At 71.3% G+C, this 25317-nt stretch carries 25 protein-coding genes; 8 read left to right on the top strand and 17 right to left on the bottom strand.

What is annotated here, in order from left to right:
* Positions 1-23 precede the first annotated feature (23 nt).
* Complete coding sequence (locus ACWH4W_RS10810; protein WP_473075548.1) at positions 24-2315, bottom strand: transglycosylase domain-containing protein; 2292 nt, start codon at positions 2313-2315, stop codon at positions 24-26.
* 268 nt (positions 2316-2583) lie between these two features.
* Between ACWH4W_RS10810 and ACWH4W_RS10805 the strand changes: the two genes are divergently transcribed.
* The 5 genes from ACWH4W_RS10805 (at position 2584) to ACWH4W_RS10785 (ending at position 7639) form a co-directional block, all read left to right on the top strand.
* On the top strand, positions 2584-3519 hold the full coding sequence (locus ACWH4W_RS10805) for an SPFH domain-containing protein (protein ID WP_473075547.1): 936 nt from the start codon (positions 2584-2586) through the stop codon (positions 3517-3519).
* Positions 3516-3875 carry a type II toxin-antitoxin system antitoxin gene (locus ACWH4W_RS10800; protein ID WP_473075546.1) on the top strand — a complete coding sequence of 120 codons (360 nt, stop codon included), beginning with the start codon at positions 3516-3518 and terminating at the stop codon, positions 3873-3875. The genes ACWH4W_RS10805 and ACWH4W_RS10800 overlap by 4 nt, the downstream gene beginning before the upstream one ends.
* Before the next feature lie 169 nt (positions 3876-4044).
* Positions 4045-4569, top strand: a complete 525-nt coding sequence (locus tag ACWH4W_RS10795; RefSeq protein WP_473075545.1) for a PadR family transcriptional regulator — start codon at positions 4045-4047, stop codon at positions 4567-4569.
* Positions 4566-5261 carry an ABC transporter ATP-binding protein gene (locus ACWH4W_RS10790; protein ID WP_473075544.1) on the top strand — a complete coding sequence of 232 codons (696 nt, stop codon included), beginning with the start codon at positions 4566-4568 and terminating at the stop codon, positions 5259-5261. The genes ACWH4W_RS10795 and ACWH4W_RS10790 overlap by 4 nt, the downstream gene beginning before the upstream one ends.
* Complete coding sequence (locus ACWH4W_RS10785) at positions 5258-7639, top strand: ABC transporter permease (RefSeq protein ID WP_473075543.1); 2382 nt, start codon at positions 5258-5260, stop codon at positions 7637-7639. The genes ACWH4W_RS10790 and ACWH4W_RS10785 overlap by 4 nt, the downstream gene beginning before the upstream one ends.
* Here ACWH4W_RS10785 and ACWH4W_RS10780 read toward each other — a convergent pair.
* Positions 7584-8591 carry a LysR substrate-binding domain-containing protein gene (locus tag ACWH4W_RS10780; RefSeq protein WP_473075542.1) on the bottom strand — a complete coding sequence of 336 codons (1008 nt, stop codon included), beginning with the start codon at positions 8589-8591 and terminating at the stop codon, positions 7584-7586. The two genes, ACWH4W_RS10785 and ACWH4W_RS10780, sit on opposite strands and share 56 nt — an antisense overlap.
* A gap of 133 nt (positions 8592-8724) precedes the next feature.
* Here ACWH4W_RS10780 and ACWH4W_RS10775 point away from each other — a divergent pair, with 133 nt between their 5' ends.
* Positions 8725-9279: a peroxiredoxin gene (locus tag ACWH4W_RS10775; RefSeq protein WP_473075541.1), complete on the top strand. Its 555-nt coding sequence runs from the start codon at positions 8725-8727 to the stop codon at positions 9277-9279.
* A 6-nt stretch (positions 9280-9285) separates the two neighbouring features.
* Positions 9286-9819 (top strand): alkyl hydroperoxide reductase, encoded by a 534-nt coding sequence (locus tag ACWH4W_RS10770; protein WP_033272206.1) that lies wholly within the window; start codon positions 9286-9288, stop codon positions 9817-9819.
* Positions 9820-9922: 103 nt separating this feature from the next.
* Here ACWH4W_RS10770 and ACWH4W_RS10765 read toward each other — a convergent pair whose 3' ends face one another.
* The 9 genes from ACWH4W_RS10765 to ACWH4W_RS10725 form a co-directional block, all read right to left on the bottom strand.
* Positions 9923-11311, bottom strand: a complete 1389-nt coding sequence (locus ACWH4W_RS10765; protein WP_473075540.1) for an AI-2E family transporter — start codon at positions 11309-11311, stop codon at positions 9923-9925.
* A gap of 145 nt (positions 11312-11456) precedes the next feature.
* Positions 11457-12170, bottom strand: coding sequence for an aggregation-promoting factor C-terminal-like domain-containing protein (locus tag ACWH4W_RS10760; RefSeq protein WP_473075539.1), 714 nt, complete (start codon positions 12168-12170; stop codon positions 11457-11459).
* A 452-nt stretch (positions 12171-12622) separates the two neighbouring features.
* Entirely contained in the window at positions 12623-13948 is a 1326-nt protein-coding gene (locus tag ACWH4W_RS10755) for a PhoH family protein (RefSeq protein ID WP_473075538.1), read from the bottom strand.
* A 411-nt stretch (positions 13949-14359) separates the two neighbouring features.
* Positions 14360-15133, bottom strand: coding sequence for an isoprenyl transferase (locus tag ACWH4W_RS10750; protein ID WP_473075537.1), 774 nt, complete (start codon positions 15131-15133; stop codon positions 14360-14362).
* Positions 15134-15303: 170 nt separating this feature from the next.
* Entirely contained in the window at positions 15304-15690 is a 387-nt protein-coding gene (locus ACWH4W_RS10745; RefSeq protein WP_473075536.1) for a hypothetical protein, read from the bottom strand.
* A 692-nt stretch (positions 15691-16382) separates the two neighbouring features.
* Complete coding sequence (locus ACWH4W_RS10740) at positions 16383-17270, bottom strand: class I SAM-dependent methyltransferase (protein WP_473075535.1); 888 nt, start codon at positions 17268-17270, stop codon at positions 16383-16385.
* Between the two features lie 76 nt (positions 17271-17346).
* Positions 17347-18225 (bottom strand): LLM class flavin-dependent oxidoreductase, encoded by an 879-nt coding sequence (locus ACWH4W_RS10735; protein ID WP_473075534.1) that lies wholly within the window; start codon positions 18223-18225, stop codon positions 17347-17349.
* Between the two features lie 72 nt (positions 18226-18297).
* Complete coding sequence (locus ACWH4W_RS10730) at positions 18298-19329, bottom strand: hypothetical protein (protein WP_473075533.1); 1032 nt, start codon at positions 19327-19329, stop codon at positions 18298-18300.
* Complete coding sequence (locus tag ACWH4W_RS10725) at positions 19317-19979, bottom strand: hypothetical protein (protein ID WP_473075532.1); 663 nt, start codon at positions 19977-19979, stop codon at positions 19317-19319. Before ACWH4W_RS10725 ends, ACWH4W_RS10730 begins: the two co-directional genes overlap by 13 nt.
* A 511-nt stretch (positions 19980-20490) precedes the next feature.
* Here ACWH4W_RS10725 and ACWH4W_RS10720 point away from each other — a divergent pair.
* On the top strand, positions 20491-20865 hold the full coding sequence (locus ACWH4W_RS10720; RefSeq protein ID WP_473075531.1) for a DUF192 domain-containing protein: 375 nt from the start codon (positions 20491-20493) through the stop codon (positions 20863-20865).
* 6 nt (positions 20866-20871) lie between these two features.
* Here ACWH4W_RS10720 and ACWH4W_RS10715 read toward each other — a convergent pair whose 3' ends face one another.
* The 6 genes from ACWH4W_RS10715 to ACWH4W_RS10690 all read right to left on the bottom strand — a co-directional run bounded on the left by ACWH4W_RS10715 (position 20872) and on the right by ACWH4W_RS10690 (position 25304).
* On the bottom strand, positions 20872-21486 hold the full coding sequence (locus ACWH4W_RS10715) for an OmpA family protein (RefSeq protein ID WP_473075530.1): 615 nt from the start codon (positions 21484-21486) through the stop codon (positions 20872-20874).
* 8 nt (positions 21487-21494) lie between these two features.
* The gene (locus ACWH4W_RS10710; protein WP_473075529.1) at positions 21495-22076 is read right to left on the bottom strand and encodes a hypothetical protein; all 582 of its coding nucleotides are present in this window, start codon (positions 22074-22076) and stop codon (positions 21495-21497) included.
* A gap of 33 nt (positions 22077-22109) precedes the next feature.
* On the bottom strand, positions 22110-22724 hold the full coding sequence (locus tag ACWH4W_RS10705; RefSeq protein ID WP_473077470.1) for a pilus assembly protein TadG-related protein: 615 nt from the start codon (positions 22722-22724) through the stop codon (positions 22110-22112).
* Entirely contained in the window at positions 22721-22918 is a 198-nt protein-coding gene (locus ACWH4W_RS10700; RefSeq protein WP_473075528.1) for a Flp family type IVb pilin, read from the bottom strand. Before ACWH4W_RS10700 ends, ACWH4W_RS10705 begins: the two co-directional genes overlap by 4 nt.
* Before the next feature lie 150 nt (positions 22919-23068).
* Positions 23069-23872 (bottom strand): response regulator, encoded by an 804-nt coding sequence (locus tag ACWH4W_RS10695; RefSeq protein WP_473075527.1) that lies wholly within the window; start codon positions 23870-23872, stop codon positions 23069-23071.
* Positions 23862-25304 carry a sensor histidine kinase gene (locus ACWH4W_RS10690; protein WP_473075526.1) on the bottom strand — a complete coding sequence of 481 codons (1443 nt, stop codon included), beginning with the start codon at positions 25302-25304 and terminating at the stop codon, positions 23862-23864. Before ACWH4W_RS10690 ends, ACWH4W_RS10695 begins: the two co-directional genes overlap by 11 nt.
* Between the last annotated feature and the right edge of the window lie 13 nt (positions 25305-25317).

The following is a 25317-nucleotide window of genomic DNA, read 5'->3' as shown; positions in this document are numbered from 1 at the left end:
TCGGGGGCGCGGGGCGCGGTGGTCTACTCGCGATCGTCGAGCGGGTCCTCCGGGCCGTCCGGCAGGTCGAAGGTCGGCGGCGGGGAGGTCGTCGTCGTCTCGGACTGCGACGGGCTCGTCGGCGTCTGCGTCGGCGGCTCCGTCGTCGTCGGCGGCGGCGCGGTCGTGGTGGACGGCGGCGCCGAGGTGGTCGGCTCCTGCGTCGTCGGCTCCTGACTCGGGGTCGACGACGGCGTCTCGGACCGCGAGGGGCTCTTGGTGGGCGTCACGGCCGCACCCTGTTCGGTCTCCAGGTCGAACTCGGAGACCTCGTCCGTCACGCCGAAGGTGTACGCGGCCCAGATCTCGGCGGGGAAGCCACCGCCGTTGACGCGGTGGTCGACGCCGCCCGCCCCGTACATCGGGACCTGCTCGCCGTTCTCCGGGTCCTCGCCGAAGAGGCCGACGGAGGTGACCAGTTCGGGTGTGTAGCCGGTGAACCAGGCCGACTTGTTGTCGTCGGAGGTACCGGTCTTGCCCGCCACCTGCTGGCCGTCGCGCAGCGGGTTGTCGCGCACGGAGGCGCGGGCGGTGCCGTCGTCGACCACTCCGGTGAGCACCGAGGTGACCGTGTCGGCGGCCCCGCGGCTGATGACCGACTGCCCGACCGGGTCGGGCATCTCGACGGTGCGGTCCTTGTGCTCGACCGACTTCACGATCGACGGCGTGATCTGCTTGCCGTGGTTGGCGAGGGTGGCGTAGACGCCGGCCATCTGCAGGGGGCTGGCGCCCATGGTGCCCAGGGTCTGCGCGGGGAACGGGTCCAGGTCCTCGCTCATGCCGAGCGCGGTCGCGGTCTCCATCACGTCCGTCATGCCGACGTCGACGCCCATCTGCGCGAAGACGGAGTTGACGGACTTGTTCATCGCCTCCTGGACGGTGATGTCGCCGTAGTCCTTGTCGTCCTCGTTGGGCGGGGCGAAGCCGACCTCCTCGCCGCCGTCGACGACGGGGCGCTCGCTGTCGCCGTCGTAGACGCTGTCGGCCGTGATCGGCTCGCCGTCCTGGGTCTCGGCGCCCCGGTCGACGGCCGCGGCGAGGATCACCGGCTTGAAGGTGGAGGCCGGCTGGTAGTCCGAGCGGGTGGCGTTGTTGGTGTAGTGCTTCACGTAGTCGACGCCGCCGTACATCGCCACGACCTTGCCGGTCTTCGGGTCCACGGAGACGGCGCCGGCCTGGACGTCGGCGTCGACGTCCCGCTCCTCGGGGTCGAGCTTGCTGGTGAGCCGTTCCTCGACCGCCTTCTCCAGCGCCTTCTGCTTCTTCTTGTCGATGTTCAGCGTGATGGTGTAGCCGCCGCGGTCCAGCAGCGCCTTGGCCTGTTCCAGGTCCTCGGCGGCGCCCTGCTCGACGAGCTGCTTCCTGACCGCAGCGTTGGCCGCCTCGACCAGGTAGCCGGTCTGGCCCTCCATGCCGGGGGCGGTCTTGGGCTCCTTGGGCACCGGGAACCTCATGCCGGCCCGCTCGCCGGCGTCCAGCCACTTCTGCTCGACCATGTTGTCCAGGACGTAGTCCCAGCGCTCCCGGACGAGCTTCTTGCCGGTGTCGCCGGCGATCGCCCAGTCGTACTGGTTGGGCGCCTGGAGCAGCGCGGCGAGGTAGGCGCCCTGTTCGACGGTGAGGTCCTCGGCGTCGACGCGGTAGTAGGCCTGGGCGGCGGCCTGGATGCCGTAGGCGCCGCGGCCGTAGTAGCTGGTGTTGATGTACCCGGCGAGGATGTAGTCCTTGGACTTCTCCCGGTCCAGCTTCAGGGAGATGACCAGCTCCTTGAGCTTGCGGGAGACGGTCTGTTCCTGCGTCAGGTAGTAGTTCTTGACGTACTGCTGGGTGATCGTCGAGCCGCCCTGCGCGCCCTTGCCGGACAGGGTGTTGAGGACGCCGCGGGCGGTGCCCTTCAGGTCGACGCCGGCGTCCTTGTAGAACGTCTTGTTCTCGGCGGCGACGAACGTGCGCTGCACGGGCTTGGGGACCCGGGACAGGTCGACGATCTCGCGGTTGCGGTCGCCGTCGCGGGCCAGCAGGCTGCCGTCGCTGTACTCGTAGACGTTGCTCTGCAGCTCGGCGTCGGCGTTGCCCTCCGGGATGTCGATCACCATGTACAGCACGATGAAGGCGCCCATGCCGAGCAGGCACAGGCCGATGAAGGTCCCGGCGATCTTCTTCAGGGTGAAGAGGCGGCGTATGCCGGTGCGGCCGCCCGCGCCGACGGCGCGGCCCTTGGGTGCCGCACGGCGCCCGCCGCGCTGCCGTGCGCGTCTTTCTTCCGCTCGTCCCATACGCCTGTTCCGCTCCGCTTCGTATCTGTGCGCCCAGGTGGCACACGAGTTCGCCGCTCAGGTCAGCTCAGCAAGCTAACACCGGGAGCTATGACAAAGGGCTGCCGATCCGGTCTTTACGGACGTGACAATCAGCACCCGCCCCAACGGAACCGACGTACGAGAGAGGCCTGAGGTTGCCGTGAACCAATAATGTGATATCACTTAGCTAGGAAAGAGCTAGACGATCGGACGCCGTGCCGAGGCGCACGGGGAATCGGGGGCACCCATGACCACACACGACCCGCAGATCACGGCCGACGTGCCCGAGATGCCGGCCCCGCGCGTCCGGGAGGTCCCGGCGCACAGCATCGGCGGCGGGCCGGCCCTGCTCCTCGGACTGCTCGGGCTGCTGGCCGGCGCGGCGATGATCGTCGTCGCCACGACGGTGGACGGCACCGGCGCCAAGGCCGGGCTCATCGCCGGCGGCATCGCCGTCGTGCTCGCCGCGTTCATCGCGATGTGCGGGCTGAACATGGTCGCGCCGGGCGAGGCCCGGGTGGTGCAGCTCTTCGGCCGCTACCGGGGCACCCTCCGGCAGGACGGTCTGCGCTGGGTGAACCCCTTCACCTCCCGCACCAAGATCTCCACCCGGGTGCGCAACCACGAGACCGCGGTGCTGAAGGTGAACGACGCCTACGGCAACCCGATCGAGCTGGCCGCGGTCGTGGTGTGGCGGGTCGAGGACACCGCGCAGGCCACCTTCGAGGTGGACGACTACGTCGAGTTCGTCTCCACCCAGACCGAGGCGGCCGTGCGGCACATCGCCATCGAGTACCCCTACGACGCCCACGACGAGGACGGCCTGTCGCTGCGCGGCAACGCGGAGGAGATCACCGAGAAGCTGGCGGTCGAGCTGCACGCGCGCGTCGAGGCGGCCGGCGTGCAGATCATCGAGTCCCGCTTCACGCACCTCGCCTACGCCCCCGAGATCGCCTCGGCGATGCTCCAGCGGCAGCAGGCGGGCGCGGTCGTCGCGGCACGGCAGCTGATCGTGGAGGGCGCCGTGGGCATGGTCGAGACGGCCCTGGCCCGGATCCAGGAGCAGGACATCGTGGACCTCGACCCGGAGCGCAAGGCGGCCATGGTGTCCAACCTGATGGTCGTGCTGTGCGGCGACCGCTCGGCGCAGCCGGTCCTCAACACCGGGACGCTCTACCAGTGACCGCGCCGTCCGGGGACCCGGCCCCGCAGCGCCGGCCGCAGCGCAAGCAGGTGCTGCTGCGGCTGGACCCGGCGGTGTACGAGGCACTGGCCCGCTGGGCGGGCGACGAACTGCGCTCGGCGAACGCACAGATCGAGTTCCTGCTCCGCCGGGCCCTGGCGGAAGCCGGCCGCCTCCCCGGCGAGACGAGGCCCCTGCCCCGGCGGGGGCGGCCCCCCGGCTCCGGCACGACGGCCGGCGGCGGACGCCCGAGGCCGGGCCCGGCCTCGGGCTCCGGCCCGGCTCCCGCGCCTCCGACTCCCCCCGCCGGGCCGCCTCCGGGCGGCGCCCCGGCCCCCGGGCAGCCCGGGGACTGAACCGGCCCTCGCCGCCATCCGGGCGAGGGCCGCACGCACGCCCGCGGCAGGGCCGGACCGGTGACGCAACCGTGACAATGCCCCCTCACCAGGGGCGTTCCCCTCTCCCGCACGGACTCTGCACCGCATGTATACACAGCGCGTATACATGGTGTGTAGAGTGCTCCGCATGTCCATCGGTCACACCCTTCTGGGTCTCCTGGAGTCGGGTCCGCGTCATGGTTACGACCTGAAGCGCGCCTTCGACGAGAAGTTCGGCCACGACCGGCCACTGCACTACGGCCAGGTCTACTCGACGATGTCCCGGCTGCTGAAGAACGGCCTCGTCGAGGTCGACGGCATCGAGGCCGGCGGCGGTCCCGAGCGCAAGCGGTACGCCATCACCGAGGCCGGCGTCACCGATGTCGCCCAGTGGCTCGCCACGCCGGAGAAGCCCGAGCCGTACCTCCAGTCGACGCTCTACACCAAGGTCGTCCTCGCCCTCCTCACCGAGCGCGACGCCGCCGACGTCCTCGACACGCAGCGCTCGGAACACCTGCGCAGCATGCGCGTCCTCACCGACCGCAAACGCAAGGGCGACCTCGCCGACCAGCTCATCTGCGACCACGCACTCTTCCACCTCGAGGCCGACCTGCGCTGGCTGGAGCTGACCGCCGCACGCCTCGACAGACTCCGTGAGGCGGTGGCCCGATGACCACGTCCGCACCCGCCGGTTCCCTGCTCGTCGCGAGGGACCTGCAGAAGGCCTACGGCCCGACCAAGGCCCTCGACGGGGCCGCGTTCTCGATCCACCCGGGCGAGGTCGTCGCCGTGATGGGTCCCTCCGGCTCCGGCAAGTCCACCCTGCTGCACTGCCTCGCCGGCATCGTCACCCCCGACGCCGGGTCGATCGCGTACCACGGCCGTGAGCTGACCGCGATGAACGACTCCGAGCGCAGCGCCCTGCGCCGCTCCGACTTCGGCTTCGTGTTCCAGTTCGGCCAGCTCGTGCCGGAGCTGACCTGCGTGGAGAACGTCGCGCTGCCGCTCCGGCTGAACGGCACGCCCCGCAAGGAGGCCGAGCGCACCGCCCTGTCCTGGATGGAGCGCCTGGAGGTCGACGACGTCCGCGGGAAGCGGCCCGGCGAGGTGTCCGGCGGTCAGGGCCAGCGGGTCGCGGTGGCCCGCGCGCTGGTCACCGGACCGCGCGTGGTGTTCGCCGACGAGCCGACCGGCGCGCTGGACTCGCTGAACGGCGAGCGGGTGATGGAGCTGCTCACCGAGGCCGCCCGGTCCACCGACGCCGCCGTCGTCCTCGTGACGCACGAGGCGCGGGTCGCCGCGTACTCCGACCGCGAGATCGTCGTCCGGGACGGCAAGGCGCGCGACATGGAGCGGGTCGTATGAGCGCGCGAGGGGACGAGCGCCCCGCCCGGGCGGAGCCGAGAGCCTGGGGGGCGGCGCGGGACCTCGCCCTGGGCGTCCGCTTCGCCGTCACCGGCGGCCGCGAGGGCTGGACCCGGGCCCTGCTCACCGCCGTGGGCGTCGGACTGGGGGTGGCGCTGCTGCTGCTCACCACCGCCGTGCCGAACCTGCTCGACGGACGCGACCGGCGGGAGGACGCCCGCCAGGACAACGCGTACATCCAGGACACCCTGCGCCCGTCGGACGACACCCTGCTCATCGCGCACGCCAACAGCGACTTCAGGGAGCGCGACCTCCGCGGCCGCCTGGTCGAGCCCGAGGGGCCGGACGCCCCGGTGCCGCCCGGCGTGAGCGAACTCCCCGAGCCCGGTTCGATGGTGGTCTCCCCCGCCCTGAAGGAGCTCCTCGCCTCCGACGAGGGCGCGCTGCTGCGCGAGCGGCTGCCGTACGACATCGTGGGCACCATCGGCAAGCAGGGGCTGATCGGCTCCCGGGAACTCGCCTGGTACGCGGGCGGCACCGGCCTCGCCGAGCAGCTGGACAGCCCGACGGTCATGCGGATCGACGCCTTCGGCATGGACCAGTCCGAACTGGCCGAGCCGCCGGACCCGGTCCTCATGATGCTGACGCTGGTCGTCTTCGTGGTGCTGCTGGTGCCGGTCGCCGTGTTCATCGCCACCGCCGTGCGGTTCGGCGGCGAGCGGCGCGACCGCAGGCTCGCCGCGCTGCGGCTGGTCGGTTCCGACAGCCGGATGACCCGGCGGATCGCCGCGGGCGAGGCGCTCGCCGGCGCGGTGCTCGGGCTGGTCTTCGGCACCGGGTTCTTCCTGGCCGGACGCGAGTTCGCGGGGTCCGTCGAGCTGTTCCACGTCAGTGTCTTCCCGAGCGACCTCGACCCCTCGCCGCTGCTGGCGCTGCTGGTCGCGGTCGCGGTCCCGGCCGCCGCGGTGCTGGTCACCCTGTTCGCGCTGCGCGGCGTGGTGATCGAGCCGCTGGGCGTGGTCCGCACGGCACGGCCGGCCCGCCGCCGGCTGTGGTGGCGGCTGCTGCTGCCGCTCGCCGGGATCGGCCTGCTCCTCCCGATGACCGGCCAGGGCCGCGACAACGGCGACTTCAACCAGTACCTGGTCGTCGGCGGTGTGCTGTGCCTCCTCATCGGCATCACCGCCCTGCTGCCGTGGGTCGTGGAGGCGGTGGTCGCCCGGCTCGGCGCGGGCGGTCTGGCCTGGCAGCTCGCCGTGCGCCGGCTCCAGCTGAGCAGCGGCACGGCGGCCCGCATGGTCAACGGCATCGCCGTGGCGGTGGCCGGCGCGATCGCCCTGCAGACGCTGTTCGCCGGCATCGACGACCAGTACACCCGCGACACGGGGCAGGACGTCTCCCGCGCCCAGATGCAGGTCGAGCTGCCCGACGGCGTCCCGGCGACCCCGGCCGCGGCGGACTTCGAGCAGACCGAGGGCGTGCGCGACGTCCACGCGCTCTCCTACGGATACCTCCACGAGAAGCCCGCCGACTCCGCGGAACCGGGCCGCGGCACCCAGCTGACCGTCGGCGACTGCGAGGCCCTGCGCATGGTCGCGAAGCTGACCGGCTGCGCGGACGGTGACGTCTTCGCGCTGACCGGCGCCGACTACGACACGGACACCCCGGTCCTGAACAAGCCGGGCCGCGCACTGCACCTGGAACCCGGCGAGACGCCCGGCACGCGCGGCGACGCCGTCTGGACCGTGCCCGGGGGCGTGAAGCGCGCCGTCGCCGTGCAGGACCCCACCGGGATGCTGAGCAGCGGCTTCCTGCTGACGCCGGGCGCCGTGACGCCCGACGTCGGGAAACGGGTGCACGGAAGGCTGTGGCTCGCCATCGACGAGTCGGCGCCCGACGTGCAGGAGCTGGTGCGCAACACGGCCGCCGCCGTCCACCCGCTGGCCCACGCGTCCACCTGGGTCGCCACCGAGCGCACCGCCCGGTTCGACTCGCTGCGCACCGGCCTGTTCGTCGGCGCCACCGCCGTGCTGGCGCTCATCGGGGCGAGCCTGCTGGTCTCGCAGCTGGAGCAGTTGCGGGAGCGCCGCAAGCTGCTGTCGGCCCTGGTCGCCTTCGGCACCCGGCGCCGCACGCTGAGCCTGTCGGTGCTGTGGCAGACGGCGGTCCCGATCGGTCTGGGCCTCGCGCTCTCCGCACTGGTGGGCACGGTCCTGGGCGCGGTGCTGCTGCGGATGACCGCGACCCCGGTCCGGGTGGACTGGGGAACCGTGCTCGGGGTGACGGGCGTCGGCGCGGGCGTGGTCGCCCTGGTCACCCTGCTCAGCCTGCCGCCGCTGCTGCGGATGATGCGCCCGGACGGCCTGCGGACCGAGTGACGGGACCGCGGTCCTCCACCGTATGGACCGGCAGGTCGCGCAGCGCCTCGCGCAGCGCCGCCGCGAGCTGTTCGTACTCCGCCGCCCTCGCCGCGCCCGTGCGCATGGCGAGGGCGATGCGGCGTTTCGGGGCGGGGTCGGCGAAGCGCGCGGTGAGGAGGCGGTCGGCGCGGCTGGTCTCCACCTCGACGGCGGTGCGCGGCAGCAGGGTGACGCCGAGACCGCCCGCCACGAGCTGCACCAGCGTGGACAGTCCGGCCGCCGTGGTGGTGGCGGCCACCCCCGCGCTGCCGGCCTCGCGGCAGATGTCGAGGGCCTGGTCGCGCAGGCAGTGCCCCTCGTCGAGCAGCAGCAGGTTCAGCTCGCGCAGCACCGTGCGGGGTATGCCGCAGCGCCCGCCGAGCGGGTGTCCGGGCGGGGCGATCAGCACGAAGTCCTCGTCGAACAACGGCAGTTCGGTCACCCCGGGGACCCCGAGGGGCACGGCGAGCAGCAGCAGGTCGAGCCGGCCCGCGGTCAGCCCGTCGAGCAGGCCGGCGGTGCGCTCCTCGTGCACCTGGAGGTCGAGGCGCGGATAGCGTTCGTGGACCAGCCGGAGCACCGTGGGCAGCAGATACGGCGCGACGGTCGGGATGACGCCGAGCCGCAGCACCCCGGTGAACGGCGCCCGCAGCGCGTCCGTCTCCTCCATGAGCGCGCCGACCTCCGCGAGCACGCCCTTGGCGCGGGCGGCGAGCCGCTCCCCGGCCGGAGTGAGCAGCACCCTGCGTGTCGTACGCTCCACGAGCGTCATGCCGAGCGTCTCCTCCAGCGCCGACAGCGCGCCGGACAGCGCGGGCTGACTCATCCCCAGGGCCGCGGCCGCGTCGCGGAAGTGCAGATGCTCGGCCACCGCCGCGAACGCCCGGAGCTGCGCCAGGCTCGGCTGCCGACGCCGGTCACCCACAGTCACTGATAGGTCCCTCCGATCAACACGCCCGAGTGTAGCTATTTCTTTGATCAATGCACTCTGTGCCAACATCAACTCGGTCCAACCGTTGGGAAACACCCGCAATCGGGGTGTTTCTTCGCTGCAAGGAGAGTCTGTGCTCACTGTCGGTGACAAGTTCCCCGAGTTCGAACTGACCGCCTGTGTCTCGCTGGAGAAGGGCAAGGAGTTCGAGACGATCGACCACAAGACCTACGAGGGCAAGTGGAAGGTCGTGTTCGCGTGGCCCAAGGACTTCACCTTCGTGTGCCCGACCGAGATCGCCGCGTTCGGCAAGCTGAACGACGAGTTCGCCGACCGCGACGCCCAGATCCTCGGCTTCTCCGGTGACTCGGAGTTCGTCCACCACGCCTGGCGCAAGGACCACGACGACCTGCGCGACCTGCCGTTCCCGATGATGGCGGACCCGAAGCACGAACTGATGCGCGACCTCGGCATCGAGGGCGAGGACGGCTACGCCAAGCGCGCCGTGTTCATCGTGGACCAGAACAACGAGATCCAGTTCTCCATGGTGACCGCCGGCTCCGTCGGCCGTAACCCGAAGGAGGTCCTGCGGGTCCTGGACGCCCTGCAGACCGACGAGCTCTGCCCGTGCAACTGGTCCAAGGGCGACGAGACCCTGGACCCGGTCGCGCTGCTGGCCGGGGAGTGAGCTGACATGTCCCTCGACTCCCTGAAGTCCCGCATACCGGACTACGCCAAGGACCTGAAGCTCAACCTGGGTTCGGTCATCGGCAACTCCGACCTGCCCGCCCAGCAGCTCTGGGGCACGGTGCTGGCGACCGCCATCGCCTCGCGCTCCCCGATCGTGCTGCGCGAGCTGGAGCCGGAGGCGAAGGCGAACCTGTCGCCGGAGGCCTACACGGCCGCCAAGGCCGCCGCCGCGGTGATGGCGATGAACAACGTCTTCTACCGCACCCGCCACCTGCTGTCGGACCACGAGTACGGCAACCTGCGGGCCGGTCTGCGGATGAACGTCATCGGCAACCCGGGCGTCGACAAGGTCGACTTCGAGTACTGGTCCTTCGCCGTGTCCGCGATCAACGGCTGCGGCATGTGCCTCGACTCGCACGAGCAGGTGCTGCGCAAGGCCGGCGTGGACCGTGACGTCGTCCAGGAGGCGTTCAAGATCGCCGCGGTGGTCCAGGCCGTCGCCGCGACCCTCGACGCCGAGGCGGCGCTCGCGGAGTGACGCCTCCGCGGCCGTCCCGTCACCCGCGTGACACGGGCCCGTCCACCCCCCGGGGGTGGGCGGGCCCGTCGCCGTTCCGGGACGCCGCCGCGCGGAACGGGCGTCAGTCCGCGGGCCCCTGGGGCCGGTCGGACTCCGTCTCCGCGGGCTGCGGTTCGGGCTGCGGTTCGGAATGTTCGGAATGTGCCGGGGCCGGGGCGTCCGGCGCGGACATGGCCGTGGCGCCGCGCGGCCGGGGCGACTGCACGGCCACCTCATGGGAGTAGGCCCGCAGATAGCCCACGACGGTGTTGGCGACCGCGACGAGCGGCACGGCGACCACCGCGCCCCCGATGCCCGCGACGAGGCCGCCGGTGGTGACGGCCAGCACCACCGCGAGCGGATGGACCCGCACCGCGCGCCCGAGGATGAACGGCTGCAGGATGTGGCCCTCGATCTGCTGGACCGCCAGCACCACCACGAGCGTCATCACGCCGGTGAACACGCCCTGGGTGACGAGCGCGACGACCACGGCCAGCGCGCCGGACACCACCGCGCCCACGAGCGGGATGAACGAGAACAGGAAGATGAAGACCGCGAGCGGCACCGCCAGCGGCACGTCGAGGAAGTAGATGCCGAGGCCGATGAAGATGGCGTCGATCAGCGCCACGACCACCGTGCCGCGCACGTACGCGGTGAGCGTGCGCCAGGCGACCGGGCCGGCGCCGGCGACGCCCGGACGGGCCACGGCCGGGACCAGCTTGAGCGACCACTGCCAGATCCGCTTGCCGTCGTAGAGCAGGAACAGCGTCGAGAAGAGCGCCAGCAGCAGGCCGGTGAGCGCCTCGACGACGACCGTCACGCCCTCCAGGCCCGCCGAGGTGATCTGCTCGGTGTTGGCGCCGACCGCCTCGCGCAGGTTCTTGGCGATCTCGTTGATCTGCTTGTCGGTGACGTGGAACGGGCTGTTGAGCAGCCAGTTGCGCAGTTCGTCGATGCCGTCCTGGATCTGGTCGGCGAGGGTGTCGATGTTCTCCATGACCTGCCAGGTCACGAACCAGCCGATGAGTCCCATGACGACGAAGCCGGACAGCGCGGTCAGCACGGTGGCCGGTCCGCGCGGCACCCCGAGCCGCCGCAGCCGGGCGACCGTGGGCTGGAGCAGCGCGGTGATGAGCAGCGAGGCGACGAACGCCAGCACCACCAGCTGGACGGCGCTGATGATGCGCATCAGCACCCAGACGGTGCCCGCGAGCACCAGCAGGCGCCAGCCGGCCTCGGCGGCGACCCGGACGCCCCAGGGCACGGCCTGCGCCGGGTCGGGGCGCACCGGGAGGACGACCTGGGCGTACTCGGGGGGCGGGGGCGGCCGGTCGGGGTCGGCGGTGAGGCGCGCCGGGTCGTCGCCCGGCCCGCGGTCGCCCGTGACTTCGGCGCGGCGCTCCTCCAGCCGTTTGCCGACCTTCGTCAGCCCGGCTCCGACCCGGCCGAGCCACCCTGGCAGTCGCGACATGATCCGTCCTCTTCCCCCGTTTCTCCCCACCAGTCCCCCTGGAACCGTCGGTCAGACGGTACAGGGCGAAAGCCCCGCACCGTAGGACGGTGCGGGGCTGTGCCGGAGTCGAGCGCGCCTCGCGGCGACGGACGGGTCCGCGGACCTAGTACCAGTGGTTGGCCTGCCAGAACTCCCAGGCGCCGCACGGGCTGCCGTAGCGGTCGTCCATGTAGTTGAGGCCCCACTTGATCTGGGTGGCCGGGTTGGTCTGCCAGTCGGCGCCGGCGGAGGCCATCTTGGAGCCCGGCAGGGCCTGCACGAGGCCGTAGGCGCCGGAGGAGGGGTTGGTGGCCTGGTAGTTCCAGGTGGACTCGCGTTCCACGATGTTGCTGAAGCACTGGAACTGGTCGGCGGGCACCATCTGGCGGGCCATGGCCTGGACCTCGGCGACCGAGTAGGAGGCCTGGACCGCGAAGGAGGACGCGTCACGCGTGGCGGAACGGCTGGCGGCGGCGGCCTTGTCGGCCTGCTCGCGCTCCTGGGCGTCGCGCTTGGCCTGCTCGGCCTTCTCGGCTGCCTTCTTCTTCGCGATCGCGGTCTTGGCGGCGGCCTTGCGGGCCGCCTCCTCCGCGTCCTTCTTGGCGGTCGCGTCCGCGGCGATGGCCATCGTCTGGGCCTGCTGCGTCAGCGACGCGGTCTGCACCTGCGCCTGCTCCCCCGCGGGGATGTCCGCGAGCAGCGTGGTGCCGGCTGCCGTCGCTTCGGCGTCGTTGTTCTGCGCTGCGGTGCTGCCCGAGGCAACGCCGACGACGCTTCCGACAGCGGTGACCGCCGTGGCCGAGGCCACTGCGAATCCCCGGACCGAGATCCGGCTCACACGGTTTCCTTCCAGCATCGCCCGCTCCGGTGACCCTCGCGGACGCAATCGTGCCCCTGACACTGGCCTCCCCAACTACGGGTCACGGGAGGCACGGGCCCGGTGGGCAACTCCTTCGACAGGAGCGCCGCGTGGTGCTCGGGCGGCATACGACGACGCTATGGAGTTGAAAGGTCGTTCCTGTGCGGTTGTGTACCTCCCCCGCCGCCTTGACGGCTCGGGGGCACCCCCACGGGGTACAGCTGTGTCGTATGCGGGGCCTGACAGGAGTGAGACTTTGCCGTAACCGGGTGGCGCAAGGCAATTCTCTGCCGCGTGTGAAAGCTCACATGTCGTTCGCCCCCAGGGATCACCGGAAAGCCGCACACGCGCCGACGCCGCCCGGTTAGGCTCTACACCTTTCCCGGACGGCGCCAACTACCGCGTCACCGACTCGCGTTGGGGCGCGAGATTCAGATGTGACCGTCTTCGAGCATTTCGGTCACAAGAGCCGCGATCTGGGATCTCTCGGACCGGTTCAGGGTCACGTGGGCGAACAGCGGATGCCCCTTCAGCTTCTCGACGACGGCGACCACACCGTCGTACCGGCCGACCCGCAGGTTGTCCCGCTGCGCCACGTCGTGTGTCAGAACGACCCGGGAATTGGCCCCGATCCGGGACAGAACGGTCAACAGGACGTTCCGCTCGAGGGACTGGGCCTCGTCCACGATGACGAACGCGTCGTGCAGCGAGCGGCCCCGGATGTGGGTGAGCGGCAGGACCTCCAGCATGCCGCGCGCGGTGACCTCCTCGATGACCTCCCGGCTGGTGACCGCCGACAGCGTGTCGAACACGGCCTGGGCCCAGGGGCTCATCTTCTCGGCCTCGGAGCCGGGCAGATAACCCAGCTCCTGCCCGCCCACCGCGTACAGCGGCCGGAAGACCATCACCTTCTGGTGCTGCCGCCGCTCCAGCACGGCCTCCAGGCCCGCGCACAGCGCGAGCGCCGACTTGCCGGTGCCGGCCCGGCCGCCCATGGACACGATCCCGACGTCCGGGTCGAGCAGCAGGTCGAGCGCGATCCGCTGCTCGGCGCTGCGGCCCTTGACGCCGAACGCCTCCCGGTCGCCGCGCACCAGACGCACGTTGCCCTCGGCGGTGACCCGGCCGAGGGCCTTGCCGCGCTCGGACTGGATGGTCAGACCGGTGTGCACGGGCAGGTCCGCGGCCTCGGGCACGTACACGTGGCCTTCCTCGAAGAGGATGTCCACCTGCTCGCCGGGCAGGGTCAGCTCGGACATTCCGGTCCAGCCGGAGGAGTCCGTGATGGCGAGCTCCGCGCGGTACTCCTCGGCGAGGAGGCCGACGGAGGACGCCTTGATCCTGAGCGGGAGGTCCTTCGACACCACGGTGACGTCGAACCCCTCGGCCTGCAGATTGCGGGCGACCGCGAGGATGCGGGAGTCGTTGTCCCCCAGGCGGTAGCCGCTGGGCAGCACGCTGGGGTCCGAGTGGTTGAGCTCGACCCGCAGGGTTCCGCCGAGGTCCCCGGTCGGGATGGGGGCGTCGAGACGGCCGTACCGCACCCGGTAGTCGTCCAGCAGGCGCAGGGCCTGGCGGGCGAAGTAGCCGAGCTCGGGATGGTTCCGCTTGGCCTCCAGCTCGGTCACCACGACGACGGGGAGCACGACCTCGTGCTCGTCGAAGCGGGCCGGGGCATGGGGGTCGGCCAGCAGGACGCTGGTGTCGAGAACGTAGGTGCGCCGGTCGGGCTTGTGGCGCTTTGCGCTGGTCACCACGGAAGGACGAACCCCCTCGGATGAGGTCGGGGAGCGACGAGGCGGAGCTGGACCGGTCGACGGCCGCGATGCACAGCGGGCCGAGAACCGGCCCTCCGCCGCTTCTTCCGTGCCGTGACCGCACGGTCGGGCTGGTGCAAAGGGCCTCCCGGGCGGACGGCACCCGTGCCGTCCGCTGAGATACGACACCCGTGGTTCGGGCGTCGACCTGACTCAGTTATGCCCTCGAACAAGCGCCGCCATGCCACGGTCCCTGACGGCGCGCAGGTGAACGGCGCGTGACGCCCGGTGACCCGAGGGTGGTGCGGAAGGGGTGTGGGGGCGCACGAGGGGAAGGCGTGGCGATACGCGCCGGCGCGCGATGACCGTACGCGGTGGCACCCGGTGGAGCGGGTGCGGCGGGTGCGGCGATCAGCCGCCGAAGCGCCGGTGGCGCGCGGCGTAGTCGCGCAGCGCGCGCAGGAAGTCCACCTTGCGGAAGGCCGGCCAGAAGACCTCGCAGAAGTAGTACTCCGAGTGGGCCGTCTGCCACAGCATGAATCCGGACAGCCGCTGTTCGCCGCTGGTGCGGATGACGAGGTCCGGGTCGGGCTGCGCCTTGGTGTAGAGGTGACGTCCGATCATCTCGACGTCCACGGACTCGGCGAGCTCGTCCATCGAAACGCCCTTGTCCTGGGCCTCGAAGAGCATGGAGCGCACGGCGTCGGCGATCTCCTGGCGTCCGCCGTACCCGATGGCCACGTTGACGACTATCCCGTCGACGTGCGCGGTGGCCGCCTCGGCCTCCTTCAGGACGGTCTGCATCCCGGCGGGCAGCAGATCGAGGGTGCCCACGTGGTGGACCCGCCAGCGGCCGTCGGCGGCGAGCGTGCACACCACGTCCTCGATGATGCCGAGGAGCGGGACGAGTTCCTCCTCGGGCCGGTCGAAGTTGTCCGTCGACAGCAGCCACAGGGTGACCACCTCGACGTCCGTCTCGCTGCACCAGCCGAGGAACTCCTCGATCTTGTCGGCGCCGGCCCGGTGGCCGTGCACGGTGCTGGAACCCGCGGCCTTCGCCCAGCGGCGGTTGCCGTCCATGATGACGCCGATGTGCTTGGGCACCTGAGCGGTGTCCAGGTGACCTTCCACCCGGCGTGCGTACAGCCTGACCAGCAGGCTCCGCAGCTTGTCGCGCAGGTTCACGTGATCGTCAGCCCCTCCGTGCGGATCGGACAGGCGCGGCACCCCGCCGCGTCGCGCGGCAAGCGGCCCGGTCCCGGCCGCGGGCGGTCCCTGCCCGGATGGCGGTCCCCAGAGGCGAAGCGTACCCCCGCGGGGGCAGGGGTCCCCAACGTCCGGTGTGGCGCGCTTTGTCAGCCGCACTGCGGGGGCACGCGGTTTGCCTGGTGCCGCCGGAACCAGTACTGCGCGGGCTTCCCGCAGAGCAGCACCAGGACGGCGACGGCGGAACCGAGCGGCAGGATGCCGAGCGGAACACCCCGTCCCACCGCGCCGAGCGCGAAGAGGATCTGCACGCAGGCCAGCGCCATCGAGGCCACGCGCACGCCGTTGCCCGCCTCCGGGAACCGGAACGCCGGCCCGAACAGCACGGCGGTCATCAGGTACGCGCTGAAGAACCGCCCCGCCTCCTCCGCTCCCGCGCCGGCGGCGACCAGGACGGTCAGCAGCACGACGATGCCGAACGTCGCGAAGATCACGATCTGCGCGGCGCGGACGGGGCCGGGCATGCCGACGGGCACGGCAGCTCCCGGGTAAGGCGCGGCACCGGGCCGGCCGTGGGGGTGGGGGCCGGAAGGGACCGGAGGGGGCCGGAGGAGGCGAAGGGGCCGGAGGAGGCGAAGGGGCCGGAGGAGACCGAGGGGGTCGTCGCGGGCGGGGTGCGCCGGCGCGGAACGGCGGGCAAGAAAAACGGGCCGGTCCGTGGGGGGGAGACGGACCGGCCCGAGGGGGGGTTTCCACCATAACCCTTCGTAAGTGATGCTGCGTGCATCGGCGCGCCACAACTACTCTCCGGAACCGCCCGGCGACGCCTGGATGCCTTTGGAGAGGCCGATTCAGGGGTCTTTCCTGGCCGGAATCCGGCGAAAACATGCGAAGAACGAGCACGGAGGGAGCGCTGTGGGGACTCTGTGCACGGGGTGACACCAACCCTGCACCTTTCCGGCCACTCTTCCGGCTGTCCCCCCGACGAGTGACCCCGGCGGCGGCTCCGGCTTGACCCGGAGGCGGGGCGACGGGGAAGGGCTTGCCCCGGGAGGCGGAGGCCGCCGGGGGCGAAGGCTGCCGGGGGGGCGGGTGGTGCGGACACCGCGCAGCCCCCTCCACTGCGCGGTGACCCTTCCGCGCAGCTTTGCTGACGCGAATCGACTTGGTCCGAACCTAAGTGCCGGGCCGCCTCCGGAACCAGCCCTCACCCATAACGATGCGGCAACTACGCGCGTCGACCGGATGCGGCTGCCTCCGGACCGCCCGGACCGCCCGGACCGCCCGGACCGCCCGGTCCACGTGGCCTGCGCGCCTCGACGAGGTGACGTGAGCTGTGGGCCACGAAGGAGCCCTCGGCCTCGATCCGCTCGTGCAGCTCCCGCAGCCTCGGCCGGTACTCCTCGACGGTGAAGCCGGGGACCATCCAGATCACCTTGCGCAGGAAGTGCACCACCGCGGCGATGTCGAAGAACTCCATGCGCAGCCGCTCGGCCCGCAGCTCCACGACCTCGAGCCCGGCCGCTTCGGCGTCCCGCCGCTCCCGCTCCGGATCGCGCGCGGTACGGCTCTCCTCGGGCCGCGGGCCGAGGAGGAACTCGACGAGTTCGAAGGCGCTGGCGGGCCCCACGTGCTGGGCGAGGTAGGCGCCGCCGGGCTGGAGCACCCGGGCGATCTCGTGCCAGTGCGGCCGGACGGGGTGCCGACTGGTGACGAGGGGAAAGGAACCGTCGGCGAACGGCAGCGGCACGGCCTCGGCCGCCGCGACAAGGGCGGCGCCGTACGGCCGGAGCGTCCGCGCGGCCTTGCGGACGTTGGGCGGCCAGCCCTCGGTGGCGACGACGAGCGGGGGTCGTCGCCGGGCCCGGCCGAGGGCGAACGCGAGGACCTCTCCCCCGCCGGTCTGCACGTCGAGCACGGGCCCGTCCACCGTGCCCAGCCGGCCGGCCAGGGTGGTGGCGTACCCCCAGGAGGGACGGGCCTCGACGGCGCGCCCCTCGAACCAGGAGAAGTCCCACCCCTCGGTGGGCACGGAGGCGCCTTCGGCGAGGAGTTCGTCGAACGTGCGGGTGCGGGTGCGGGGTCGTGGCTGGGGTCGTGGCCGGGGACGGGGCATGGGGCGAGGATGCCCGAGCGCGGGGCCGACCGTCGCGCGCTTTTCCCGTCCCGTCCCGCCCCGCGCACGCGTGGGTTCACGCCACGAGGGGCCGTACCTCCTCGGCGGCGAAGCGCACGAAGCCCTCCGGGTCGGGTTCGTCGCCGGTCGGCTGGAGGACGACCGAGTCGGCGCCCGCCTCGGCCAGCCGCCGCACAGCCTCGGCGACGGCGCGGGCGTCCCCGGCGACCCCGAGCTGGGCGTCAGCGCCGTGCCCCTCGGCGACCAGCTCGGCCCGCAGCCGCTCGCGCGCACCGTCGCCGGTCGCGGTCAGCAGATAGACGACGACCCGGTGACCGGCCGGGTCACGCCCCGCCGCGACCCGTCCCTCCTCGATGAGCCGGCGTGCCTGCCGGACGCCGTCGGCGGAGGTGTCGGCGGTGAGGATGGTGCCGTCGGCGGCCTCCCCGGTGAGTCGTACGGTGCGGGGGCCCATACCGCCGGCCAGGACGTCGACGGGGCCGGGCGGGGGCCAGTCGAGCGCGACGTCGTCGAGGGTGACGTACCGGCCCTTGGTCGTGACCGTCTCGCCGGCCAGCAGGGCGCGGAGGGCGAGCAGATGCTCCCGGAGCAGGGTGAGGGGCGACGCGGCGCGCGCGCCGACCTGCCCCATCCAGTCCTGCACGCCGTGCCCCACGCCGAGGACCGGACGGCCCGGGAACATCCGGTGCAGGGAGGCGGCCTCCATGGCGGTGACGGCGACGTTCCGCAGCGGGACGGGCAACAACCCGATGCCGACGCGCAGGCGCTCGCTCCACGCGAGGGCGGCGGCTCCGGTGGAGATGCCGCCCTCCCGGAAGCAGTCCTCCCACAGCCAGAGCTCGTCGAGCCCGGCCGCGTCGGCGGCCCGCACGACGGAGCGAAGCCGCTCGGGGGCGAGCTGGGGGCGGAACACCGCACCGAGTGTCGTGGTCATGCGGGTGTACCTACCCACGCGGGCCCGCCCCGGCAAACCTTTGCCGGGGCGGGCGCGCACGTGGAGGTGCGGTCAGCGGTTGACGGCCTGGATCTCCTGGACGACGACGTCCTGGGTCGCTCCGAACTCACCGTCGGGCAGGTCGCCGCCCGCGCCGCCGGAGCCGGTCCAGTGGACCTCCCAGGTGACCGTCGCCTGCAACGGGAAGGTCCCGTCACCCGAGGAACGGAGGTACTTCACGCCGCACGGGGGCGTCCGGTCCGCCTTGCCCTTGGCGTAGGGCTCACCGATACGGCCGTTGTCGATCGCGCAGACACCGGAGGCGGGGTACGTCTCGGCGTCCGGGGTACCGGGCTGGATCTTCAGCGAGACCGGCTCCGCCGTGGCGGTCGCCTCGATGCCGATCTCCGGCACGGACGCGGTCACCGAGACCGGTTGGAACTGCGCGCCGTCCAACCACGACCAGGTCGGCAGGTTCACCTTGGTCGCCTGGGCGGGTGCGAGGGTGACCTCGGTGCCGGGGACGCGGATCTCCGCGTAGGCGAGTTCGGCGAGGAGCTCGGGCGTGACGGCGTTCTCGATGTCCGCAGGTGGGGCCTCGCCCTCGTCCACCCAGAAGTAGTCCTCGTCGCAGGAGTCCCAGCCGGGCGGGTAACTCTTGTTGACGTACGAATCCCACCAGTAGCCCTTGCCGGACTTGTCCTTGTTGAAGTCCTTCTCCGGGTCGTCCGGGTTCAGGTACTTCTCGCGCTGCTCGTTGTCCCACTCGTGGCCGGTGGACCCGGCCTCCCAGATCGGCTCCAGGTACGCCTGCAGCTCCTCCGGGGTGTACTTGGGCGCGTACCAGCAGGGCGGCGGCGTCCACGAGGTCGTCGACGTGAGCCCGCCGACCTTTCCGCCCTTGCCGTTCTTCGAGTGGTCGAAGACGACACCACCGGCGGAGACGGAGAGGGTGCCGTCGTCGTCGAGGTTGGCGTTCTGGTCCGTGTCCCCGTGGTTTCCGTGCTTGCCCCTCTCGGCGAAGGCCGCCTGGGCGGTGAAAAGGGAGGCACAGACGACTGCCAGAATCGTCGCCGCCCTACCCGCGCTCCTTACGGCTGACACTCCTTGGCCCCCCTCTGCGAGACGATCTCGGTGGTCTGCCAGACACCCTCGGCGTTCTCGGTGAGCGCCGCGTTGTAGAGCACGTAGCTGTCCGAGGACGCCGGCGACTTGTCGACCTTGCCGGTCTTCTTGCTCTTGATGTACGACTTGCTCTCGTCCGAGCAATAGGTGACGTACGCCTTCTTGGCACCGTTCAGCGTCACCTTGCGGTTGAAGTACCGCGTCTCGCCCGTCCATGTGTCATTGGCGTCGATGTAGCGCTGTACGTAGGTGATGGCCGAGCTCAACGCCTTGCCGGCGTTGTAGAAGCCGAGCGCCTCCGTGTCCGTACTGCCCTTGAAGATGGCCTCGTCGACGGAGTTGATGCCGGAGGCGCTGTCGGCGAGGACCGCGTCCTTCGTCGGGTCGCCCGTCTTACCGCCCTCGAAGACGTTCTTCGCGTCGGCCGGGAAAGTGATCTCCGGGCGTCCTTCGGATGCAACGGGGTCACTCGGGGAGGGCGAGGCCGACTTTCTGTCGCCCGTGTCGGCCCCCGCGATCTTGTCGCTGTCCTTCGCGGGAGAGTCGTCGTCGCTTCCGCACGCGGACAGCGTCAGAGCCGCGGTGGCGGTCAGCGCGAGCGCTGCGAGCAGGGTGGGACGGCGGTTCACAGTCGGCTCCCGGTGGGGCGAGGCGTCACATGGGCGCGCCAACGCTACCCAGCCCACGCAGTGCGGCACCAGAGCGAACGGGTCAACTGCAACACAGCCCATACCGAATGGGGACGCGGACGCCCCACCTCAGGGCTGGCACTGGTCGTGCCCCCTCTCGGACAGCAACTTGGCGATGACCCACACGCCCTTGTCGTTCTTCTTCAGCTGCGTGTTGTACAAGACGTCACTGTTCTCGGTGACGGGCGTCTTGTTGACCTTCTCGTCCTTGGGGTACGTGTCGAACGCCTTGCTCCGGTCCTCGCAATGGACCCACCAGGCCGAGCCGCCGTCGCCCACCTGGCCCGCAGGTTCGTAGGAGCGGTACTCCCCGGTGACCCGCGCTCTCGCTTCGACATAAGCCTCGATGAACTGCTCGGTTTGAGCCGCGGCGTGGGGCGAGGCGTCGCTTTCGTGGGGTCACGTTGTCCAGTGCGGGGTACGTTCGCCGGGGGCGAGGGGAGGCGCGGTCGTGCGGTGGCGGGACGGGCGTGGGGAGTTGGTCGTGCGGGGGCGGGACGGAGCCGTCAGCGCGCGCGTGCCGTTGGAGGTCGCCGCCTCCTATCGGGCGCGGACCCGGGGGCTGCTGGGGCGGGACAGCCTGGAGGGCGCTCTGTTGCTCACCCCCGCGAGCAGCATCCACACCTTCCGCATGCGCATGCCCATCGACGTCGCCTATCTGGACCGCCGGCTCCGGGTCCTCGCCGTGCGCACCATGCCGCCCGGACGGCTGGGGCGGCCACGCGTCCGGGCACGGCATGTGATCGAGGCCGAGGCGGGGGCGATGGAGGGGTGGGGGCTGGTCGGGGGGGCCGTGGTGGAGGTGGTGGGGCAAGAGGGGGGTTGAGTCGCCTTAGTTCTCTCCTCGCGGGAAGGAGATCTCCACCCTTCGGTTCTTCTTCCGGCCGGCCTCCGTCGAGTTGTCGGCGATCGGGTAGTCCTCGCCGTAACCGCGCACCTCGTACGTGATGTTCGCGTCGCTCAGCTCCTGTTCGAGGATGCCGTGCACCGCGTTGGCCCGCTTGCGGGACAACACGTCGCCGTGGGCGGACGAGCCGAGGTTGTCCGTGAAGCCGAAGACGCGGATGCGGGTCGCGTTCTGCGTCTTGATCTCGTTCGCGATGACGGTGATGCGGGACCTCGCCTGTGCGGAGATCTTGGCGCTGTCCTTGCCGAAGAGCACTTCCGCCTGGAGGGCGAACTTCACATCCGTGTTCGTGTCCTCGCGTCGCTCGTCCCCGCTCTGGTCCTCGACGACGGACTTGATGTCCAGGACCTTCGGTTCCGCGAGGGTGGCACCGTCCGGGAGCTTCAGGTCGGGGTCGTTGGGGTCCAGCTCCACGGGCGCGGAGGCGCTGGCTTCCGTGCCCGGGGGGACGCTCGGTCCGTCGTCGGCGTGGGCTACGGCCGGACCGGTGGCCAGCAGGGTGGCCAGCGTGCCGATGAGAAGGAGGCGCGTGTGTGTCATCCTCTGCCTCACCCAGAGATCTGGATGGTGCCGCTGGCGAATGTCGGCAACTGAAAGGTGACCTCTGACGAGTTGGCTGGCGGGGCCGGGAACTGCATGAACACCGGAATCGACTCGCCGGCCTTCAGACGCGGCATGTTCGTCGTGGTGAGCGGACGACCCTCGGTGTCCCGCAGAACGTAGTAGCGCTTCTTGCTCGCGCTGTCGACGAGTGTGGCACCGCCGAGCGACCGCCCGTGCGCGATGATCTCCGTCTCGTTTCCCGAAGCTTGGACCGGAACTCGTGCAGGCTCAGAGCTGTCGTTTTTGATCTCCCCGTTCACCGTGACGAAGCCGCCCGCGTCTCTCATCGCCGAGGTGATCTTGAGGGTCAGACCTCCCTCGCCGCGAAGTTCCGACAGAGTCTCGTCGGCGCCCTCCTGAGTGCTCGGGTCGGAGCCATTCTCCTTCGAAGCGGAGGCCGATTCCTTCGACTTCCCTTTCTCGCTATCGCCGCCTCCACCACACCCGACGACGCCAAAGGCCAGCCCGGCCGCAACAACCAGCGCAACTGCCCCCGTTCGGGATCTCGCTGTGAACCGAACACTCATACCCTGCATCCTCAGTCGCTCGTCGTTTGCTTGTCAGTCAGCCAGGTGCACGTCGAAAAGATCCTCAGGCTTCGGCAACAGGTTCTTAGGAGTCTCCGGGTCCAATTCCCAGTCGGCTCCGCCCTTGCAGTTGAGCGTGGGGAGCGTTTCCTCCGCCTCCGCGTCCTCGTCCGCGGCGGGGAGTTCGAAGCCACAACGGGGCTCGATCACCGCAGTGGCCGTCGCCCGTGACTTCTTCGTTTCGGTGCCGGGAACAATGGAGTCCCCGACTGTCTTGTTCGTCTGCACTTCGACCGTGTACCTGAGGGGACCATCCGCATTGCAGCTCAGGACCGTGGCATCGTTGCTGGCGGCCAGTTGCTCGGCTCGCCAACAGGACGGTGTCAGCCCCTGCGTCATTCCGTCGAAGATGTCCTGCCACTTCTCCGGGTCAAGGAGATTGCCCAGCCACGCCCCGGACAGTTGGTCACGCCTTTCCTGAGCGGCCGCAAGTGCTGCTGCGTCGGCGGCGGTCTGGGCGCCGTTTCTGTTCGCTGCAGCTTGGCCGACTGCCAGATAGGCGAACGCGAGGAAAAGCAGGCCCCCCACCACCGTGATGTAGATGGGGAATGCCTGCCCTGTGTCAGCGCAAAGGTGTCGCCGGGTCAGCCGACGAGCTCGTCGACCTTGTCCACGATGGCTTGATAAATCGTCTGCCCGATGTCCGTCCCCGTGATCGCCAGCACAATGGCCACCACCACCGCGATGATGCCCAGGTACTCCACCGCCGTCTGGCCCCGGTCGTCGTGACGGACCGCGCGGGACTGGAGGTGCCTGACCGTCGTGTTGATCCAGTTGCCCATGGTGTTCCCCTCCGGCTGACGCGGTGGCGGCCTGGGTCCCGGGGCCGCTGTCGACCTCGGCACCGTACGAGTGGGCGGCGAGGCCCGTGAAGGGTCCCGAGGCCCAATTCCGGACCCACATGCGGGCCCATCGCATTGTGCGCGTGCGCCTCACCACCGTCCAACCCCCTCCTCGGCCGAATCGCGTCCCGTCCCCAGCCACTTCGCGATGGCCTCGGAACGGCTCGTGCTGTGCAGCTTCGCGAAGATGCGGTTGATGTGGTTCTTGACCGTCTTCTCGCTGATGAAGCAGGTGGCGGCGATCTGCTGGTTGGTCATGCCGGACGCGATGAGCTCCATGATCTCCGCCTCCCTCGCGCTCAGCCCGTATGTCGACCTGTCAGACACCGACTGTGCCACATCCGGTTGCAGCTGCGAAAGGTTTTCCCTAGAAGTACGTCTTTCGTTGGACCGACTCCCGCCGGATTCCGCCACGGGCACGGGGCTTCCCGCGCCCCCCGCCCGCAATTGCGCGAGCAACTTCCCCGTCGCCGTCGGCGTCAGGTGCGGTCTCCCCCGCCGGGCGTCCCGTACCGCCGTCACCAGTTCGTCGGACGTGAACTCACCGTGCACCAGGTACCCGTTCGCGCCCCGCCGCAGTGCCTCGTGGACGATGTCCGACTCCCCGCTGTACGTCAGCATCAGGACCGCCGTCAGCGGCACCAGGTGCGGGAGGGCCGTGAGGCCGTCCACCCCCGGCATGCGGACGTCCAGGAGCACCACGTCGGGACCGTGGGCGAGCGTCGCCTCGTACGCCTCCTTGCCGTCCGCCGCCTCCGCCACCACCTCGAGGTTCTCGTGGCCGGTGAGGAGCGCCGTCAGCCCCGCGCGGACCACGGGGTTGTCGTCGGCCACGACCACGCGGACGGGTTCCGGGGGCGGGACCTCCCCGAAGGGGTTCGGTTCACCGGTCATGGTGGGCCTCCAGGACACTGCTCGTCGTCACCGCCGCGAGCGGCAGTTCCAGGCGGATCTCCGTGCCGCGCCCCCGTTCGCCCCGCCCGAAGCTGATGCGTGCGCCGACCGAGGCGGCCCGTTCCGCCATGCCGACCAGACCGAAGTGGCCCGAGCGGCGTAAGCGGGCGAGGTCGGTGTCGGCGGGGAGGCCGGTGCCGTCGTCGCGGACGGTGACGGTCAGCAGGTCGCCCTGGACGCCGGCCCGGACGTCGATGCTCGTCGCCCGTGCGTGGCGGTGGGCGTTCTCCAGCGCCTCCGAGGTGATGGAGAGGAGTTGGCGGGCCACCGCCGGGGGGACGGGCGGGGCGGGCGCCTCACCGGTCCTCGTGTACGACACCGGCGCCTCACCGCGTGCCCTGAAGTCACGGACCGCGCACGCCAGTTCGGACAGGACGTCCACCTCCCGGCCCGGGTCCCCCTCCCGCCGCAGGTCCGTCAGCAGCTCGCGCGACTCGGCCGCGGCCCTCCGCGCGGACCGGGCCACGAGTCCCGCCTGGCGTCGGACCAGGGCCGGGTCCATGCGGGCCGCGCCGGCCGAGCAGGCCAGGCCGTCCGCCGCGAGGGCGACCCCGTGCAGCGTCTTGGCGACCGAGTCGTGCATCTCCCGTGCCAGCCGCGCCCGTTCGGCGTTGACCGCCTCGGTGACGGCGAGCCGGGCCCGGACGGCGGCCAGGGCGCGGGTCGCCTCGCCGAGGCGGAGCATCAGCTTGCGCAGGCTGGAACCGACCGCTCCCGCGATCACGCACAGGCCGGGCAGGATCAGCGTCTCGGCGGGTTCCGTGTGCGGGTTGTCCAGCGCCGCGTGGACCAGCAGCAGGATCAGGCCCTGGAGCGAGGCGAAGACGGCGGCGCCGCGCCAGCCGTAGATGAGGCCCGCGAGCAGCGGGGTGCAGACGCTGACGTAGGCGAGGGTGGTGTCGGGGCCGGCGGAGACCAGCAGCAGGGCGCCGAAGAGGGTGTCGGCCGCGAGGAGGGTGGGGTGGCGCAGGAGGAGGGGGCCGAAGCGCTCCCAGTCGCGGAAGAGGGCGTACGACGCCGTGAAGGTGACGACGACCGCGATGCCGACCAGGCGTACGCCCCAGCCGGGTCCCGCGTTGAGGAGGGCGGACGGGGCGGCGACGGCGATCATCGCGAGCCGGAAGCCGAAGGCCTGGCGGCAGAGCGCCTGGAGGGCGTTCACCTGGAGCTGGGTGTCCGCGACCGGCGGGGCGGCCGGCTCCTGGGGAGCCTCGGGCGCGGGCGCGTACCGCCGGGCGGGGCCGGGGGCCGGGGGCGTCCCCGTGAGTCCCTGCGGGGTCCGGGCGCACGCCGCTGCCGGCGTCCCGGCCCCCCGCTGAGCCGCCGGACGGCGGCGCCCTCGCCGCCACGTCCGTTCCCTCGTCGTCGTCATCACGTCCCGCCCC

It is taken from the genome of Streptomyces sp. DSM 120436 (genome assembly GCF_055778765.1).
The sequence above is the reverse complement of the archived record's forward strand: the minus strand, read 5'-3'. Positions and strand labels throughout refer to the sequence as shown.